The sequence below is a fragment of the Pseudomonas sp. 3B-A001-10F genome (assembly GCF_056313565.1).
Genome location: NZ_JBQYFW010000011.1, coordinates 109,874 through 128,126, shown reverse-complemented (window position 1 = coordinate 128,126; position 18,253 = coordinate 109,874). Strand labels below are relative to the sequence as shown.

At 61.3% G+C, this 18,253-nt stretch carries 14 protein-coding genes; 10 read left to right on the top strand and 4 right to left on the bottom strand.

All coding sequences use genetic code 11. From position 1 onward, the window contains the following. Window positions 1-21: 21 nt before the first annotated feature. The gene (locus AC0ZWN_RS13120) at window positions 22-1,203 is read right to left on the bottom strand and encodes a XylR family transcriptional regulator (protein WP_093431655.1); all 1,182 of its coding nucleotides are present in this window, start codon (window positions 1,201-1,203) and stop codon (window positions 22-24) included. A 175-nt stretch (window positions 1,204-1,378) separates the two neighbouring features. Here AC0ZWN_RS13120 and xylA point away from each other — a divergent pair, with 175 nt between their 5' ends. The 4 genes from xylA (at window position 1,379) to AC0ZWN_RS13100 (ending at window position 6,703) form a co-directional block, all read left to right on the top strand. Next, window positions 1,379-2,695 carry a xylose isomerase gene (gene xylA / locus AC0ZWN_RS13115; protein WP_460090921.1) on the top strand — a complete coding sequence of 439 codons (1,317 nt, stop codon included), beginning with the start codon at window positions 1,379-1,381 and terminating at the stop codon, window positions 2,693-2,695. 148 nt (window positions 2,696-2,843) lie between these two features. Beyond that, window positions 2,844-3,845: a D-xylose ABC transporter substrate-binding protein gene (gene xylF / locus AC0ZWN_RS13110; RefSeq protein ID WP_016986083.1), complete on the top strand. Its 1,002-nt coding sequence runs from the start codon at window positions 2,844-2,846 to the stop codon at window positions 3,843-3,845. Between the two features lie 164 nt (window positions 3,846-4,009). Further along, entirely contained in the window at window positions 4,010-5,566 is a 1,557-nt protein-coding gene (xylG, locus tag AC0ZWN_RS13105) for a D-xylose ABC transporter ATP-binding protein (RefSeq protein WP_476335317.1), read from the top strand. Continuing rightward, complete coding sequence (locus tag AC0ZWN_RS13100; RefSeq protein ID WP_194935063.1) at window positions 5,567-6,703, top strand: sugar ABC transporter permease; 1,137 nt, start codon at window positions 5,567-5,569, stop codon at window positions 6,701-6,703. 10 nt (window positions 6,704-6,713) lie between these two features. Here AC0ZWN_RS13100 and AC0ZWN_RS13095 read toward each other — a convergent pair whose 3' ends face one another. Together AC0ZWN_RS13095 and AC0ZWN_RS13090 are read right to left on the bottom strand one after the other, a co-directional pair. Further along, window positions 6,714-7,637 carry a LysR family transcriptional regulator gene (locus AC0ZWN_RS13095; RefSeq protein WP_476335316.1) on the bottom strand — a complete coding sequence of 308 codons (924 nt, stop codon included), beginning with the start codon at window positions 7,635-7,637 and terminating at the stop codon, window positions 6,714-6,716. A 94-nt stretch (window positions 7,638-7,731) separates the two neighbouring features. Next, complete coding sequence (locus tag AC0ZWN_RS13090; RefSeq protein ID WP_476335315.1) at window positions 7,732-8,931, bottom strand: MFS transporter; 1,200 nt, start codon at window positions 8,929-8,931, stop codon at window positions 7,732-7,734. Window positions 8,932-9,241: 310 nt separating this feature from the next. Between AC0ZWN_RS13090 and AC0ZWN_RS13085 the strand changes: the two genes are divergently transcribed. The 5 genes from AC0ZWN_RS13085 (at window position 9,242) to AC0ZWN_RS13065 (ending at window position 15,707) form a co-directional block, all read left to right on the top strand. Continuing rightward, window positions 9,242-10,507: a c-type cytochrome gene (locus AC0ZWN_RS13085; protein ID WP_476335366.1), complete on the top strand. Its 1,266-nt coding sequence runs from the start codon at window positions 9,242-9,244 to the stop codon at window positions 10,505-10,507. Next, window positions 10,504-10,977 (top strand): (2Fe-2S)-binding protein, encoded by a 474-nt coding sequence (locus AC0ZWN_RS13080; RefSeq protein ID WP_476335314.1) that lies wholly within the window; start codon window positions 10,504-10,506, stop codon window positions 10,975-10,977. The genes AC0ZWN_RS13085 and AC0ZWN_RS13080 overlap by 4 nt, the downstream gene beginning before the upstream one ends. Next, complete coding sequence (locus AC0ZWN_RS13075; protein WP_476335313.1) at window positions 10,974-13,208, top strand: xanthine dehydrogenase family protein molybdopterin-binding subunit; 2,235 nt, start codon at window positions 10,974-10,976, stop codon at window positions 13,206-13,208. The genes AC0ZWN_RS13080 and AC0ZWN_RS13075 overlap by 4 nt, the downstream gene beginning before the upstream one ends. 170 nt (window positions 13,209-13,378) lie before the next feature. Further along, entirely contained in the window at window positions 13,379-14,491 is a 1,113-nt protein-coding gene (locus AC0ZWN_RS13070) for an alkene reductase (protein WP_476335312.1), read from the top strand. A gap of 256 nt (window positions 14,492-14,747) precedes the next feature. Beyond that, complete coding sequence (locus AC0ZWN_RS13065; protein WP_476335311.1) at window positions 14,748-15,707, top strand: EamA family transporter; 960 nt, start codon at window positions 14,748-14,750, stop codon at window positions 15,705-15,707. Window positions 15,708-15,727: 20 nt separating this feature from the next. Here the strand turns inward: AC0ZWN_RS13065 and AC0ZWN_RS13060 are convergent, their stop codons facing one another. Continuing rightward, window positions 15,728-16,642: a phospholipase C/P1 nuclease family protein gene (locus tag AC0ZWN_RS13060; protein ID WP_476335310.1), complete on the bottom strand. Its 915-nt coding sequence runs from the start codon at window positions 16,640-16,642 to the stop codon at window positions 15,728-15,730. Window positions 16,643-16,937: 295 nt separating this feature from the next. On the opposite strand from AC0ZWN_RS13060, the gene AC0ZWN_RS13055 reads away from it, so the two are divergent. Then, window positions 16,938-18,236, top strand: coding sequence for an MFS transporter (locus AC0ZWN_RS13055; RefSeq protein ID WP_476335309.1), 1,299 nt, complete (start codon window positions 16,938-16,940; stop codon window positions 18,234-18,236). Window positions 18,237-18,253 lie beyond the last annotated feature (17 nt).

Below are 18,253 nucleotides of genomic sequence, written 5' to 3'. Positions count from 1 at the left end.
AACCTCATTTCCGCCATTCCATCAGCGCATCCCTGCTCCTTGCTGATACTCACGCGGCGTACAGCCAAACTCCCGGCGAAACACCGTGTGCAGATACTGCGCAGATTTAAACCCGCAACTGCGCGCCACGTCGGCAATCACCGAGTCAGTATTTTTCAATCCGCTGGTGGCCGCTGCCAGTTTGAAACGCAGGATCTCGTCATGCACGCTGCAGCCTCGTTCGGCGCGGAAATGCGCTTCGAGTGACGAACGCGACACACCGACATACGCCGCCACCTGCGCCGTTTTGATGCCTTGGCAAGCGTATTGGCGGATGAACAGCAGCGCCTGCATGACGTAGGGATTGCCCAAAGGCTGGTGCAAGCTCGACACCTGCACGTTGACCGCATCGGGAGGAATCAGGATTTGTGTACCGGTGGACGGCATGCCATGGAGCATCTGATGGAGTAATTGCGCGGCGGTACGGCCCATGGTTTCTGTGCCCTGAATGACCGAGCTCAGCGGCACGCGGGTCAGGCTGCGGGTCAGCGGGTCGTTGTCGATGCCGATCAATGCCACTTGCTCCGGTACGGCGATGCCGGCGGTCAGGCAGGCTTGCAGCAACTGGCGCGCGCGGGCGTCGCTGACGGCGATGATGCCGATGGGTTTGGGCAGGCTTTGCAACCAGGCGATCAGTTGTTCGACGGCGCTGTCCCACAGCGGTGCGCTGGTGCCCATGCCGCGATAGATTTCGCCGTGCAGACCATCGCGCTTCATCAATTTGCGAAAGGCTTTTTCGCGCTCTTGCGCCCAGCGATTGGCCTGCGCTTCAGGCAGGCTGAAACAGGCGAAACGCTGCAGTCCCGCCTCGATCAAGTGCGTGTAGGCCAGCGTTATCAGTGCGTTGTTATCGGTGGCGACGTAGGGAATCGCTTTCGGATAGGCGCGCTTATCCTCGTACGAGCCCCCTACTGCTACCACCGGCAACTGAATGTCGGCCAACGCCTCGCCAATCAGCGGATCGTCGAAGTCGGCGATGATCCCGTCACCCTGCCAGCGCTCAATGCCTTTCAAACGACAGAGAAAATCCTCTTCCAGAAACAGGTCCCAGGAGGCCCGAGTGCTGCTCAGGTAGTTGCCGATGCCGCTGATGATGCCACGGTCGTAGATCTTGCTGCCGTTGAACAACAGAGCGATGCGGTGAACAGGCGGTACGGTTTTCATTGTTTTTATGCTTGTCCCGAGCCCCTTGTCACAGAGGCGATTGACACAGACTAGGCGCCTGGTCGAAGAAGCTCAATACGCAAAATCGCACTCCGTGTTGATGTTTTTCATAATCAGCAGGGCCGGGGCCGTTGCTAGTATCGAGACACCGCCAAGAACAACAAGGACAAGGTCCATGCAGTATTTCCCTGATGTCGAGCCGATTCGCTACGAAGGCCCAAACAGCGATTCCCCCCTCTCCTTCCGTCACTACGACGCCGACAAACTCATCCTCGGCAAACCCATGCGCGAACACCTGCGCATGGCCGCCTGTTACTGGCACACGTTCGTCTGGCCGGGTTCCGATGTGTTCGGTGCGGGGACGTTCAAGCGCCCTTGGCAACATGCCGGCGATCCCATGGAATTGGCGATCGGCAAAGCAGCCGCGGCCTTCGAATTCTTCTCCAAACTGGGTATCGACTATTACTGCTTCCATGACACGGACGTCGCCCCGGAAGGCCAGTCCCTGAAGGAGTACCGCAACCATTTCGCACAGATGGTTGATCACCTCGAGCGACATCAGGAACAAAGCGGGATCAAGCTGTTGTGGGGCACCGCCAATTGCTTCAGCAACCCGCGCTTCGCCGCAGGTGCCGCGAGCAACCCCGATCCGGAAGTGTTCGCCTGCGCCGCTGCCCAGGTGTTCAGCGCCATGAACGCGACCCATCGCCTGAAAGGCGCCAACTACGTGTTATGGGGCGGTCGCGAAGGCTATGAAACCTTGCTCAACACGGACTTGAAGCGTGAACGCGAACAGCTGGGCCGCTTTATGCGCATGGTGGTCGAGCACAAGCACAAGATCGGTTTCACCGGCGACCTGCTGATCGAACCCAAGCCGCAGGAGCCGACCAAGCACCAATACGATTACGACAGCGCCACCGTGTTCGGCTTTCTTCAGCAGTTCGGGCTGGAACACGAAATCAAGGTCAACATCGAAGCCAACCACGCGACCCTGGCCGGGCATAGCTTCCATCACGAAATTGCGACGGCCGTTTCCTTGGGGATTTTCGGCAGCATCGACGCCAACCGTGGCGATCCGCAAAACGGCTGGGACACCGACCAATTCCCCAACAGCGTCGAAGAGATGACCCTGGCCACCTATGAAATTCTCAAGGCCGGCGGCTTCAAGAATGGCGGTTTCAACTTCGACTCCAAGGTTCGCCGCCAGAGCCTCGATCAGATCGATCTGTTCCATGGCCACGTCGGCGCGATGGATGTGCTCGCCCTGTCTCTGGAGCGCGCAGCGGCCATGGTGCAGAACGACGAACTGCAACGGCTCAAGGACCAACGCTACGCCGGTTGGCAGCAGCCGTTCGGGCAGGCGGTGTTGACGGGTGACTTCAACCTTGAGTCGTTGGCCGAGCTCGCGTTCACCAACGAGTTGAACCCGCAAGCCGTCAGCGGCCGCCAGGAAATGCTCGAGAACATCGTCAACCGCTACCTCTATCGCTGATTGCTACGGGAATCTGCCGGCGCTTCGACGCTGTGACAATTGCACGACAATTCTGTGCCTGCGGCGTCTGCGGATTCTCTACAGTTTTACCAGCCCGATACTCATCGTCAGGCCGTGTCTTTCCAACAACAATAAAAGGACGCCCCATATGAAGAACGTAAAACGCACGTTATTGGCCACTGCTCTGGCCTTGCTGTCGCTGCCGGTGCTGGCTGACGCAGCCCACCCGAAAATCGGTTTCTCCATTGATGATCTGCGCCTGGAACGCTGGTCGCGTGACCGTGACTACTTCGTCGCGGCGGCCGAAAAAATGGACGCCAAGGTCTTCGTGCAATCGGCCGATGCCAACGAGCAGAAGCAGATCTCCCAGATCGAAAACCTGATTTCCCGGGGCGTCGATGTCATCGTCATCGTGCCGTTCAACGCCACGGTGCTGACCAATGCGGTGGCCGAAGCGAAGAAGGCCGGGATCAAGGTCGTGTCCTATGATCGCCTGATCCTCAACGCCGATGTCGACGCCTATATTTCCTTCGATAACGAAAAGGTCGGCGAGATGCAGGCCAGCGGCGTGCTGAAAGCGGCGCCCAAGGGCAATTACTTTTTGCTCGGTGGTGCGCCCACCGATAACAACGCCAAGATCCTCCGTGAAGGCCAGATGAAAGTGCTGCAACCGGCCATCGACAAGGGTGATATCAAGATCGTCGGCCAGCAGTGGGTGAAGGAATGGAACCCGACCGAAGCGCTGAGCATTGTTGAAAACGCCCTGACCCGCAACGACAACAAAATCGACGGCATCGTCGCTTCCAACGACGCCACGGCGGGCGGCGCCATTCAGGCACTGGCGGCGCAGCAACTGGCCGGCAAGGTGCCGATTTCCGGGCAGGACGCCGACCTTGCTGCTGTCAAACGTGTGATCGCCGGCACGCAAACCATGACCGTGTACAAGCCATTGAAACTGATCGCCTCCGAAGCGGCCAAGCTCTCGGTACAACTGGCGCGCAACGAAAAACCCGCCTTCAGCTCGCAGTACGACAACGGCAGCAAAAAAGTCGACACCATCCTGCTCACGCCAACCCCGCTGACCAAGGACAACATCGACCTGCTCGAACAGGACGGCTTCTACACCAAGGCGCAGATTGCCGGGAAGTGACCCCATCACAAATCCCCGGTTATACGAAAACCCTTGTGGGAGCGAGCCTGCTCGCGAATGCGGTGTGTCAGTCAACGAAGCATTGTCTGAACTGACGCTTTCGCGAGCAGGCTCGCTCCCACAGGTTTCGTGGTGTGTGAGTCTTTGATATACGAGCCCTCTCCATGTCCGACTATCTGCTGCAAATGAACGGCATCGTCAAAACCTTCGGCGGTGTCAAAGCGCTGAACGGCATCGACATCAAGGTCAGGCCCGGGGAATGCGTTGGCCTGTGCGGCGAGAATGGCGCCGGCAAGTCGACGCTGATGAAGATCCTTTCGGCGGTCTACCCGCACGGCACCTGGGACGGTGAAATCCTCTGGGACGGGCAACCACTCAGAGCGCAATCGATCAGTGAAACGGAAGCTGCCGGCATCGTGATCATTCACCAGGAACTGACGCTGGTGCCCGACCTGTCGGTGGCCGAAAACATTTTCATGGGCCACGAGCTGACACTGCCCGGCGGACGCATGAATTACCCGGCGATGATTCACCGCGCCGAAGCCCTGATGCGCGAACTGAAAGTCCCCGGCATGAACGTATCGCTGCCGGTTTCGCAGTACGGCGGCGGCTATCAGCAATTGGTGGAAATCGCCAAGGCCCTGAACAAGAAGGCCCGCCTGCTGATCCTCGACGAGCCTTCATCAGCCTTGAGCCGTTCGGAAATCGAGGTGTTGCTGGACATCATTCGCGACCTCAAAGCCAAAGGCGTGGCCTGCGTCTACATCTCGCACAAGCTCGATGAAGTCGCCGCCGTGTGCGACACCATTTCGGTGATCCGCGACGGCAAACACATCGCCACCACTGCCATGGCCGACATGGACATTGCGCAGATCATCACCCAGATGGTCGGGCGGGAAATGAGCAACCTCTATCCCAGCGAGCCACACGACATTGGCGAGGTGATTTTCGAGGCCCGGCATATCACCTGCTACGACATCGACAACCCCAAGCGCAAACGGGTCGACGATGTTTCCTTCGTGCTCAAACGCGGCGAGATCCTTGGTATCGCCGGGCTGGTCGGCGCAGGCCGCACCGAACTGGTGACCGCGCTGTTCGGCGCTTACCCCGGGCGCCACGAGGGCGAAGTCTGGCTGGACGGGCAAGCCATCGACACACGCACGCCGCTCAAGTCCATCCGTGCCGGCCTGTGCCTGGTGCCGGAGGACCGCAAGCGCCAAGGCATTATTCCTGACCTGGGCGTTGGCCAGAACATCACCCTCGCCGTGCTGGACAACTACTCAAAACTGACCCGCATCGATGCCGAAGCCGAACTGGGCTGCATTGATCGGGAAATCTCGCGCCTGCACCTCAAGACCGCCAGCCCGTTCCTGCCGATCACCAGCCTCTCGGGGGGCAATCAACAAAAAGCCGTGCTGGCGAAGATGCTGCTGGCCAAACCCCGGGTGCTGATTCTCGATGAGCCGACCCGAGGTGTTGACGTCGGCGCCAAATACGAAATCTACAAGTTGATGGGCGCACTGGCCGCTGCCGGCGTGTCGATCATCATGGTCTCGTCGGAACTGGCCGAAGTGCTGGGTGTTTCCGACCGCGTGCTGGTGATCGGCGAAGGCCAGTTGCGTGGTGACTTCATCAACCATGAACTCACCCAGGAACAGGTGCTTGCCGCCGCCCTCAGCCAGCCTGGCAGCCATAACAATAATGATCGGAAAACCGCGTAAATGAATCAGGTCAAACAACTGTTCACCCGCTACAAAATGCTCGCGCTGGTATTTGCCGTGGTGCTGATCTGGCTGTTCTTCAGCTGGCAGACCGAGGGCGGATTCCTGACCCCGCGCAACCTTTCCAATCTGCTGCGGCAGATGTCGATTACCGGCATTCTCGCCTGCGGCATGGTGCTGGTAATCATCAGCGGCGAGATCGATTTGTCGGTCGGCTCGTTGCTCGGTCTGCTCGGGGGTCTCGCGGCGATTCTCGATGTGGTCTATCACATTCCGCTGCTGGCGAACCTGAGTCTGGTTGCCCTCTGCGGGCTGATGATTGGCCTCGCCAACGGTTACATGGCGGCTTATCTGCGCATCCCCTCGTTTATCGTCGGTCTGGGCGGCATGCTGGCGTTTCGCGGGATTCTGCTGGGGATCACCGGCGGCACGACCATTGCGCCGGTGTCGCCGGAGCTGGTCTACATTGGCCAGGGCTACCTGCCCCACGCAATCGGCACGGGCCTGGGCATTCTGTTGTTCGCGCTGACGGTGTTCCTGACCTGGAAACAGCGGCGCAATCGCGCCCTGCACGGCCTCGCGGCGCATTCGTTGGTGCGTGATGTCGTCCGCGTGTTGGTGATCGGCGCCGTGCTCGCCGGTTTCGTGCAGACGCTGAACAGCTATGACGGCATTCCCGTGCCAGTCCTGCTGTTGCTGATTCTGCTGGGCGTGTTCAGCTACGTGACCAGTCAGACCGTGTTCGGGCGGCGCGTCTATGCCGTGGGCAGCAATATGGAAGCGACGCGCCTGTCCGGGATCAATGTGCAGGCGGTGAAGCTGTGGATCTTCGGAATCATGGGCGTGATGTGCGCCCTCGCCGGCGTGGTCAATACCGCGCGCCTCGCCGCCGGTTCGCCCTCGGCCGGGAGCATGGGCGAACTTGACGCCATCGCCGCGTGTTTTATCGGCGGCACCTCCATGCGCGGCGGTTCCGGCACGGTGTACGGCGCCCTCCTCGGCGCGCTGGTCATTACCAGTCTGGACAACGGCATGTCGATGCTCGACGTCGACAGCTATTGGCAGATGATCGTCAAGGGCAGCATTTTGGTGTTGGCGGTTTGGGTGGATGTGAGTACTCGGACCGGGCGCCGTTGAGCCGCAGGGATCACGCGGCGGGCGTAGTTGCGGCCACCGGGCTGAGAATTTCCATGAGGAAATCGATAAACACATTGATCCGGCTGGACCCTCGGTGGTTGGGTAAATACAACGCGTTGATGCACGTGCTGGCGCTGCCGGGATTGACCTCGTACTGTTCAAGCAAGCGGGTCAGCCGGCCGGCTGCGACGTCGTCGCGCACCAGCCAATCGGCCAGCAGCGTCACCCCGCCGCCGCCGATGGCGGCTTCGCGCAGGATGTCGGCATTATTGCTTTGCAGGCGCCCGTGGACGTTGAGCTGAATGGGCGCGTCTTCATTCTGAAAAGTCCAATGCTGGTGGGTGCCGCCGTAATCGAAACGCAGGCATTGATGCTCGAGCAAATCCCGTGGGTGACAGAGCACTGCGCTACGCGCCAGATACGCCGGACTCGCTACCACCCAGCGTTCGAACTGCCCCACGCGTTTGCTGACGATGTCTTCACTGACCACCGACGATCCGAGCCGCACGGAAACATCGATCTGCTCGCTGAGCAGGTCGCTGACCTGATCGCTCAGCGACAGACTGATCTCCAGACCGGGATGCCGTTCAAGCAAACGGCTCAGGTGCGGCGCAATCAGGCGCCGCCCGAACTCCACCGGCACGCTGATACGCAGACGGCCCTGCGCTTCGGCGCCACGATCGGCAACGACGGCATCGGCCTCGTCAATCGCGTCGAGAATCGCCACGGCTTTTTCGAAATAGGTCTGGCCGGCAACGGTCACGCTGGTGTTGCGCGTGGTGCGATTGAGCAGGCTCGCGCCCAGCTCGTGTTCCAGCCCCGCGACTTGCCGGGTCACTGACGACGTTGATATCCCGAGTTTGCGCGCTGCCGAGGAATAGCCCCCGCAGCGCACGGTTTCCACAAACATCTTCAGTGCCAGCAACTTGTCCATAAGCGGAGTCCGGTCGAAAGGGAACGCGGATGATTGTGCATCACTGTTCCCCCGTCGTCTTGTACCACCGTGCTTGCCCGCGCTCGCCGGTTGTTCAGACATCGGCCTGGCGACCCAGGAACAAGCCGAGCGCCAGCGCTGGCAACAGCGCCACCGCGACAGCGGACAGGTTCCAGCCGAAATGCTCGTACAACGGGCTTGCAACCAGCGACCCCAGCGCGCCGCCGACGAAAATACTGGTCATGTACACGGCGTTCAGGCGCGCACGGCTGTGGGGATCGAGGGCGTACACCTCACGCTGGCCGAGCACCATGTTCAATTGCACGGCGAAATCCAGCAGCACCGCGCACACCACCAGCCAGACATAGCCGCTGCCCGGGAGCGCAGCGATCAGCAGCGAAACCGGCGCCAGCAGCAATGCGACCAGCGTGCCGCGACGACCATGCCCGGCATCGGCCAGACGTCCGGCAATCGGCGCGGCAATGGCACCCACCGCACCGACCAGCGCGAAGATCGCGACTTGTGCCTGAGTGAAGCCGTGGTGACGCATCAGTTCAATCGGCGCGAGGGTCCAGAACAGGCTGAAACTGGCAAACAGCAGCCCTTGATACAGCGAACGCTGACGCAACAGCGGATAGCGCCGGGCCAAGGCAAACACCGAACCGATCAACGCAGCATACGAAGCTTTATGCGTCGGCAGCCGACGCGGCAGCGCCACCGCAGTGACCAGCGCGATGACCGCCATCAGGGCCGCCGCGCTGTAAAACACCCCGCGCCAGCCGAACACTTCAACCAACAGGCTCGACAGTGGCCGCGACAACAGAATCCCCAACAGCAGACCGCTCATGATATTGCCGACGACGCGGCCACGACTGGCCTCGGGCGCCAGGTGTGCCGCCAACGGCACAAGGATCTGCACGGCCACCGAGGTCAGACCGATCAGCAAAGACAACAGCAGGAACATCGACGGTGAATGGGTCAGCCCGGCGCACAGCAATGTGACGCTCGCCGCCAGGGTGAAGCCGACCACCAGCCGGCGGTTTTCCATCAGGTCGGCCAGCGGCACCAGCAGTAACAGGCCCAGCGCGTAGCCAAATTGCGTCAGCGAAACGATCAGGCTGGCATTAGCGCTGGACAGACCGATCTGCGGTGCAATCAGCTCGACGATCGGCTGCGCGTAGTAAAGATTGGCCACGACCGCGCCACAGCAAAATGCCAGGAACGCGACCATCAGGCCGGACAGTGAAGTTGGCTGTTCGGCATTTGCCGCAACGGCCGGGTTACCCGTGAGCATGATGACACCTCATTGAGTTCAGGAAAGTGCTGCCAAGGCTACGGCCCTGTGACGACGCGCAGAATCCACGCGGCGAGCAACGCAGTGATGCGTCCGGTGCAACGGCGCAAGCGTTGCTTCTCGCGCAACGCGCTGTTGCGTGCGCGGGTGATTCTCCCGTGAGGACGGTTTCTCTACGCTTTGGCCCTTGGCGCCGTCGTTCCCAGGGGCGCCCTTCCCCGGCTGTTACAAGGAGCGTTGTCATGATCCGTATCCCATCCGTTCTGCCATTGCCTGCCGCGTTGTTCTTTGTCCCATGAACCGCCACTTGCTGAAGTCCAGAACGTTATGGATCAGCGTGGCAGTCGTCGCTGTGCTCGGCCTGATCGGCGCCGTTTGGCTGATGTGGCGCCCGGCAATTGCGCCGATCGAGCGCCCGACGATGTTCGATACTGCGCAGTTGCAACGCGGCGCGCGGGTGGTCGAGGCCGGCGATTGTGCGGTCTGCCATACCCGCCCCGGCGGTGAATATCTGGCCGGTGGGCTGCCGCTGGTGACGCCATTCGGCACGCTGTACAGCACCAACATCACCCCGGACGCTGAGACCGGTATCGGCCAATGGTCACTGCCGGCCTTCGAGCGGGCGATGCGTCAGGGCATTGCTCGCGATGGTCACTTCCTCTATCCGGCGTTCCCCTACGTGCACTACCGGCGCATGAGCGCAGCAGACATCGCCGACGCCTATGCCTACTTGATGAGCGGCCCCGCCGTGCACGCGCCGGCCGCGCAGAACCAGATGAATTTCCCGATGAATATTCGTCCGTTGGTGGCGTTCTGGAACCTGCTGTTCCTGCACGGTGAGCCACTGACGCCTCTGGCGGGACGTAGCGAGGCGTGGAATCGCGGGCGTTATCTGGTCGACGGCCCGGGCCATTGCGCCGGCTGCCATTCGCCGCTGAACCTGATCGGCGCGGAAAAGTCCTCGGAATACCTACAGGGCGGCAGCGTTGACGGCTGGCACGCGCCGGCGCTGGTCGGCATGGGCCAGCGCAGCAACCCGTGGAGTCGTGAGCAACTGGTCGGCTATCTGCGCGCTGAGATCGTTGATGGCCACGGCACACCCGCCGGGCCGATGCGTCCGGTCAGCTTGAGTCTGGCCCGCTTGCCCGCCAGTGAGGCCGAGGCGATTGCCGAATACCTGCTCAGTTTGGAAAACCCGCACCCACTGACGCAACCGCTGCCAAAGACGCCTGCCTGTGAAGCGGCAGACCACTCGACCGGCGCCCTGCTCTTCAGCAGCGCCTGCGCCGGTTGCCATGGCCCAGCGGCGCCGATGCGCACCATCGATGGTCGCCCGGGGTTGCAAAACACCTCGGCGCTGCAAGCGGCCAGCTCGCGCAATTTCCTCAAAACCGTGCTTGAAGGCTTGCCCGCCACACCCGGATCGCCCGGCCCGCTGATGCCTGCATTCGCCGCCAGCCTCGACAACGCGCAACTCGGCGCACTGGCCGCGTATCTGCGTCAGCAAGCCAGCCCCGATCAACCGTGGGCCGACCTCTCTTCCACTATTGAAGCGTTACGTCAGGAGACGAAATGAGCCAGATCACTCTCAACGTCAACGGAGCCGCGCAAGCGCTTGAGCTGGAGCCGGACATGCCGCTGCTGTATGCGCTGCGCAATCACTTGAACCTCAACGGCGCCAAATACGGCTGCGGTCTCGGTCAGTGCGGCGCCTGCACGGTGATCGTCGATGATCAACCGGTGTTCGCCTGCCTGACGCCCTGCGCCGGCCTCGAAGGCAAAAAAATCTGCACCGTGGAAAGCCTCGGTAGCGCAGAAGATCCTGGCCCCCTGCAAGCGGCGTTCATTGAGAAACAGGCCGCGCAATGCGGTTATTGCATTGCCGGCATGCTGATGCGCGCGCAGGCGTTGCTTGAGCGTAATCGCCACCCGGATGAGGCGACCATTCGCGAGCACATGGCCGGCAACCTGTGCCGCTGCGGTACGCACTTGCGCATCATCGAGGCGATCAAACAGGTGGCCGGGCACAATGGGAGCCTGACATGAGTGAGTCGAATGGTTTGCAGCCGAGCCGACGCGCCTTTCTGCGCGGTGGTGCGTTGCTGATGGCGTTCACCCTGCTGCCGGTCGCGCGGCGTGTGTTAGCGGATACGGAAGTCGATACGCTCGGCACCGTGGTCCTCGCCCCCGACCTGCCCGGAAGCCTGCGCACCAATCCGTTTCTCGACGCTTGGATCCGCATCGGCGCCGACGGCATTACCGTCTACACCGGCAAGGTCGAATTGGGCACCGGGGTGAAAACCGCGCTGCTGCAAATCGCCGCCGAACGTTTGCAGGTGCCGGCGTCCGCGATCAACCTACTCACCGCCGACACCGCGCTGACACCCAACGAAGGCTACACCGCCGGCAGCCACAGTATTTTCGACAGCGGTACCGCGTTGTATAACGCCGCCGCACAGGTACGCGAAATGCTCGTCGATGCCGCCGCGCGCAGTTGGCAGGTTGATGCAGCACTGCTGAGCACCCGCGACGCTGTGATCGTAGGCCCGGCCGGCCAGCAGATGAGTTACGCCGACGCGGTCAAGCATGTCGATGTGCATCAATATGCCAAGGCTCAGTCACCGGCGATGGCCGCCGCTGATTTCAAACTGATCGGCCATTCGTTGCCGCGCCTCGACATTCCGGCGAAGGTCAGCGGTGGTGCAGCCTTCGTCCAGGACATGCGCCTGCCGGGCATGCTGCATGCGCGGGTGATCCGCCCGCCCCGTCCGGGCTGCACGTTGCAAGCATTCGATGCGGCGTCCATCGAAGCGCTGGCTGGCGTGGTCAAGGTGATCCGCGACGGCAACTATCTGGCGGTGGTCGCCGGTGATGAGTGGCAAGCGATCAAAGCCATGCGCCGTGCCAGCGAAGTCGCGCAGTGGAGCAGCGGCGAGGCGATTCCTGATGCGGCGCAGATTCATGACCTGCTCAAACGCCTGCCCTCACGGCGCTATCCGATCAGCCACAGCGGCACGCCGAGCGGCGCGGCCGACACGCGTTTTCAGGCGCGGGTCACCAAGCAATATCTGATGCACGGCTCGATCGGCCCGTCTTGCGCAGTGGCCTGGTTCAAGGACGGCACGCTTACCGTCTGGACCCACACCCAAGGTGTTTACCCGCTGCGCGCCGGGATTGCCGAAATGCTCGGTCTGCCGTCTGAGCGGGTGCGCTGTATTCATACCGAAGGCTCAGGGTGTTACGGGCATAACGGCGCCGATGATGCCGCCGCCGATGCAGCATTGATTGCCCTGCGCGTGCCCGGGACGCCGGTGCGCGTGCAATGGATGCGCGAGCAGGAAAATCTTTGGGAGCCGTATAGCTCGGCGATGGTCTCCGAAGTCGACGCCGGCCTCAGCCACGGTCGACTGCAGGACTGGGCCTACGAACTCTGGACCACGCCGCATAACGAACGCATCGTCAACGCCGGGCGTCTGCTGCCGGCACGCTTGCTCGCGCGGCCCTTCGCCTCGGCGCCATCCGTGCCGATCGCCCAGCCCGAAGGCGATGGTGATCGCAACGCGGTACCGCTGTATGCGTTGAACTCGACGCGCATCAACATGACCTTCGTCACCCAGATGCCCTTTCGCACCTCGGCCATGCGTTCACTGGGCGCGCACATCAACATTTTTGCCATCGAGGCGAGTATCGACGAACTGGCGATCAGGGCCGGCATCGACGCGGTCGCCTTGCGTCTGGCCCATCTCAGCGACCCGCGTGCTCGCGCGGTGGTAGAACGTGTGCGTGATGAGATCGGTTGGCCGCAAAAAAGCAGCGAGCCCGGCGCCGGTATCGGTTTCGCCTTTGCCCGCTACAAAAACATCATGGGTTACTGCGCCATCGCGGTGAAACTTCGCGTGCATCCGCAGACTGGCGAGATCCGCATCGATCACGTGGTGACGGCGGTGGATGTCGGCCAGATCGTCAGCCCCGATGGCCTGCGCAATCAGGTCGAGGGCGGCATCGTGCAGTCCGCGAGCTGGACCCTGTACGAAAAAGTCGCCTACGACGCGGGGGGCATTCGCAGCTACGACTGGAGCGGTTATCCGATTCTGCGCTTCACGCAACTGCCGAAAAAAGTCGATGTGCATTTGCTCGACCAACCGGGAGAACCCTTCCTCGGTGCCGCTGAAATCGTTCAAGGGCCGATGGCCGCCGCCCTTGGCAACGCCGTCGCCAACGCCACTGGCCGGCGCTGGCTGAACCTACCGCTCACGCGCTCAAACCAATCCGACTGAGCCACGCCCGTGTTCATCGCTGATGAGCACGGGCGCCGTTGCGTTGCGCGCAAAACAGCGTAGCGCCGGTCGCCGATTATCAGCCCCGCTGAGCGCGGTTAAGTTAGCGGCACTGGTTCGCGGCCCCGCTGCCGCGCTTGAATTTCCTTTATTGAAATCTGGAGCCACCCATGACCCGTCGTCTGTTCCAACCCCTCGCACTCGGTCCTTACACCCTCGCCCATCGCGTGGCGATGGCCCCCTTGACGCGCTCACGCGCCGGCCAACCGGGCGATGTACCGACGCAGATGAACGCCGAGTACTACCGCCAGCGGGCCAGCGCCGCGCTGATCATCACCGAGGCCACACAAATCTCCCGGCAGGCTCAGGGTTACGCCTGGACGCCGGGCATCTACAGTCCTGAGCAAGTTGAGGCGTGGCGCGACGTCAGCGCGGCGGTGCATGAGGCCGGCGGCCTGATCTTCATGCAACTGTGGCACGTCGGCCGGGTGTCCCACCCCAGTTTTCAACCCGATGCTGGCCTGCCGGTTGCGCCCAGCGCGCTGCCAGTGCCTGGCAAGACGTTTATCGTCGACGAAAACGGTAACGGCGTCTGGGGTGATGTGCCGGTGCCGCGCGCGCTGGAAACCGCGGAAATCGCCGGCATCGTCGAGGACTACCGCATGGCCGCGCGCAACGCATTGCTGGCGGGCATGGACGGTGTAGAGATTCATGCCGGCAACGGTTACCTGCTCGACCAGTTTCTTAACAGCAACAGCAACCAGCGTGACGATGCCTATGGCGGCAGTGTGGAGAATCGCGCGCGGTTTCTGCTGGAAGTGGTCGCGGCCGTGGCTGAAGAAGTCGGTGCCGAGCGGGTCGGCGTACGCCTGACGCCGATGGGGCGCTTCATGGGCATGGGTGATGACACTCCGGAGGCAACCTTCGGCCACCTCGTCGAAGCGCTCAACCAATGGAATCTGGCCTACCTGCACCTGGTCGAGCCGGCGATGGTCGGCACAGTCAAAGACGAGAACTTCGACCCGCGCTGGGACGCGATCATTGCCCAGTTGCGCAAAACGTGGAACGGCGTGCTGATCCTTGCCGGCGGCTACGATGCGCAATCTGCCGAGCAGGCGCTGATCGCTGATCGTGCCGACATCATCGCTTTTGGCCGGCCGTTCCTGGCCAACCCGGACTTGCCGCGTCGGCTGCACGATGGCCTGGCGCTCAACGTGCCGGATCCGAGCAGCTTTTTCGGTGGGGATCAGCGGGGCTACATCGATTATCCATTTCATGCCTGAACAAATGCAGGCCACCCGCCTCTCATGAATGTGTAAATCCCTGGAAGCAGGGGCCGATGCGCCCCTGCTCGATCAAGTCATACGATCTCTACGTTTAGTCGCAGATGTGAAAAATCCACCGTAACGCCGATCACAGTGCAGCTGTGAGCTTTCAGGTCTATTGCCCGACGTCGCCGAATGCGATAAAACGAGCTAGTTGTACGACAACCTAATAAAAACCAAGTCGTTCGAACGGCTAACAATCCTGAGATCTGCCATGCCTCGCCCTACCGCTACGCAAACCGTGCCGCCACCCTACCCCCGTTATCTGGCGGTGATCATTCTGTTGTGCATGGGCTGTGCGTTTGCCGGCAATCATGTGGCGGCGCGAGTCGCATTTGATGATGGTGCGGGAGTGTTGCTGGCGATTTTGATGCGTTCCGGCGGGACCTTGCTGGTGCTCGCCATGCTGGTGCTGTGGCAAAGACAAAGCCCGCGTTTGCCGGCGGGCGCATGGCGCTGGCAACTGCTGCTGGGGTTGCTGATCACTGCGCAGAGTCTGTGTCTGTATTCCGCTGTCGCACGGGTGCCGGTGGCGCTGGCCCTGCTGGTGGCGAACGTATTCCCTATTCTGCTGGCATTGCTCACCTGGGCGTTGGGTGGTCCGCGACCGAGCGCCCGCACCGCGACGTTAATGGGGTTGATTCTATTGGGTCTGGTGTTTGTGCTGGACGTGCCCGGGCGCCTCTCGACCACGACAGACGTCAGTGCGCAATGGCTGACCGGCGTCGCGCTCGCGTTCTGCGCCGCCAGCGTGTTCGCCTGCGCGCTGTGGATCACCGACCACAAACTGTCTCAGGTACGCGGCTCGGTGCGCAGTCTGCTGACCATTTTCATCGTGTTCAGCAGCGTCAACCTCGCAGGGCTGACGGGCGCTCTTCCCGGCGGATTGAACCTGCCCGCCACCTCGACCGGATGGCTGGCCCTCGCCACTCTGGTGGTGCTGTACGGCACAGGTTTTATCGTCTTGTTCATTTCCGTACCTCGACTCGACATGCCGCGCAATGCGCCGGTGATGAACATCGAACCATTGGCAACGCTGCTGATGGGCTGGATTGTGCTGGATCAGATGCTCAGCAACGGACAGATTCTCGGCGGGGTAATTGTGGTCACGGGCATCGTTTTGCTGACATATCGTAAATCAGTGGTCAAGGCTGAGGTTAAAGTCAGTGCGTGAGGGGTTCTCGCCAGCGGTTCTCACGGTCGAGTTTGGCCTGCTTCGGCCAGCTTCTTTTGCACATAAAAAAGCATCAACACCGAATTTGTCTGAGCCTGTCGAGATTGCTGCTCAAACAACGCCACAAGCTCTTCTTCACGCTTGCACTCAGCGTTGATATCGCCCCTTGCAAATTCGCAGCTACCGTATTGGCCCCAGCCTTTGCGGGCCTCATCGGTATCTCGGGCGGGATACACCCAATACGCTTGCCATGCACCGTCGACGACAGGTTTGCCGGCCGCGTCTATCTGCTCAATCGCCTGCAAGGTTGCTGTCGCAGCGGCGTCCAGAAAACCTTGAGGGGTGGCGTCGGCTTTACTCGCCTCATCACGAAGCGCCTGACACTGCGCGTCAGACAAGTCGAACACTGGCAGCGCTTCAATGCTCTCGAACTCATCAAACGGATCGGCATGATTGCCCGGCAACTTGGCGTGGTAAGCCGGCACGACATGGCCGGGGACGCTCATGTCCTGTATGTAATGCAAGACCCTTCCCGCTTGCTCGTATACCGCAACGGGATCGGCACCGGGTTCCACCAGCAGCGCGTTCAGCTTTTCAATACGTTTGGAAAAAATCACGTCCAGGCTACGGTTGGCGAACCAGAATGGCTCAAGTTTTTTGTTGCGGTTATAGAAGTGCCAATTGGTAGCGCGCTGAGGGAGCGTTAGCAGGTTTGAATCCTCAGCGTCAGTGCCTGCCGCCAAAGCCTCCGCCAACTGTTCGGGCAACTTCACCCCCGGGCAGCGTTGATACGCCTGAGCTGCTTTCAGTGCATAGGCCGAATGCAAGTCGGGGTTGAAGGCGAAGGCTGGGGTTGACGGGTTGAACAGCAGCGATAGGCCAAATACTGCGAGGTAACGTGTTGCGGCTCTTCGGCCTATCCGGGTGGCTTCCATGCTGTTGATCTCCAGAAACTTGCGTGATTGCGGAACACTTATCGTACGCGCGGCAATTTAGCACTTAGGTGGTGGCAAAAAAGCTGTTTTTTGCTCAGCCACTCAGGACAAGCATAAAGGGCAACCCCTGCGTCCTAACGTCGCAGCAAACAGCTATTGGCAAATCCTGCACAAGCCTTAGAATCCCGCGCTCTCTTGCAGCCCCCTCGGTGTCTGCCTGCACCACAACACACTTCGGCTTGGCAATCGCATGCGCAGCGGCGCACGTTGCGCTGTTCGTCCTCTAGAGGTTTTTATGTCTCCGCGTTTGCTGGCCATGGCGCTGGCGCCCCTGCTCGGGCTGTTCATTGTTGCGCTGGGCAACGGTTTCATGTCGTCGCTGACCACCCTTCGACTGGACGCTGCCGGTGCCTCGACCACGATGATCGGTATCGTTTCATCGGCCTACTTCATCGGCCTGACCCTGGGTGCGGTGTTCAATGACCGTTTGATTCTGCGCATCGGCCATATCCGCGCCTACGGCAGCTTCGCCTCGCTGATCGCCGTGACCATCCTGCTGCAGGGCTTGTTCTATGACACCTGGGGCTGGTTCGCCCTGCGCCTGATCAACGGCTGGGCCACGGTCGGCGTGTTTCTGGTGATCGAAAGCTGGCTGCTGCTGGCGGGCGACGCGAAGATTCGTGGGCGCTTGCTCGCGTTGTACATGATCGTCTTGTACGGCGCCGGTGTGTTGGGTCAGGCAACGCTAGGGAAAATCACCGGGTTGAGCGACAGCGCACCGTTCATGGTCGCCGGCATGCTCGCCTCGTTGTCGGTGCTGCCGATCGTGATCCTGCCGCGCGTGTCGCCGCTGCTCGATCAGGTGGAACCGCTCAAGCCACGACAACTGTTGGGCGTGACGCCGACCGGGCTGGTCGGCTGTTTCGGCTCGGGTGTGACCATCGCGGCGATTTACACCTTGCTGCCGCTGTACCTGCAACGCAGCGGTCTGAATGTCGGTGAAGTCGGCAGCATGATGGCCTGGACGATCCTCGGTGCGATGCTTTTGCAATACCCGGTCGGACGTTGGTCTGACCGCAAGGATCGTTTGCAGGTGCTGACGATTCTGACAGTGGCGTGCACCGTGTTGTCGCTGGTGATCGTCCTGGTGCCGTTGTCCTCGACCATGCTCGCGGTGATGTTGTTTATGCTCGGCGGCGGCGTGTTTGCGCTGTACCCGGTTGCCGTCAGCCATGCTGCCGACCGTGCGCCTGCCGAAGCGCTGGTGCCGATGATTCAGGGCTTGCTGCTGATCAACTCACTGGGCTCGGCAATCAGCCCGATGATGATTTCGCCGGTGATGAACTCGTTCGGTGCCAATGGTTTGTTCTGGGTCTTTGCGTTGGTCAATCTGTGCATGGTCAGCTTCTTCCTGTGGCGCCGTGGCAAACGCCCGGTTCCGGCCAATCCCGCGCCGTTTGCAGCGGCAGCAACCTTCTCGCCGACAGGTGCGGAACTGCGGGTGACCGAAGATCTGCGTCAGGCAGTGCAGGAACATCCGCCAATGGTTGATGCGTTGAGCGGCGAACCTTCGCCGCAGTGTGAGACGCGCTGAGGGTTGCGCCAGTCTGT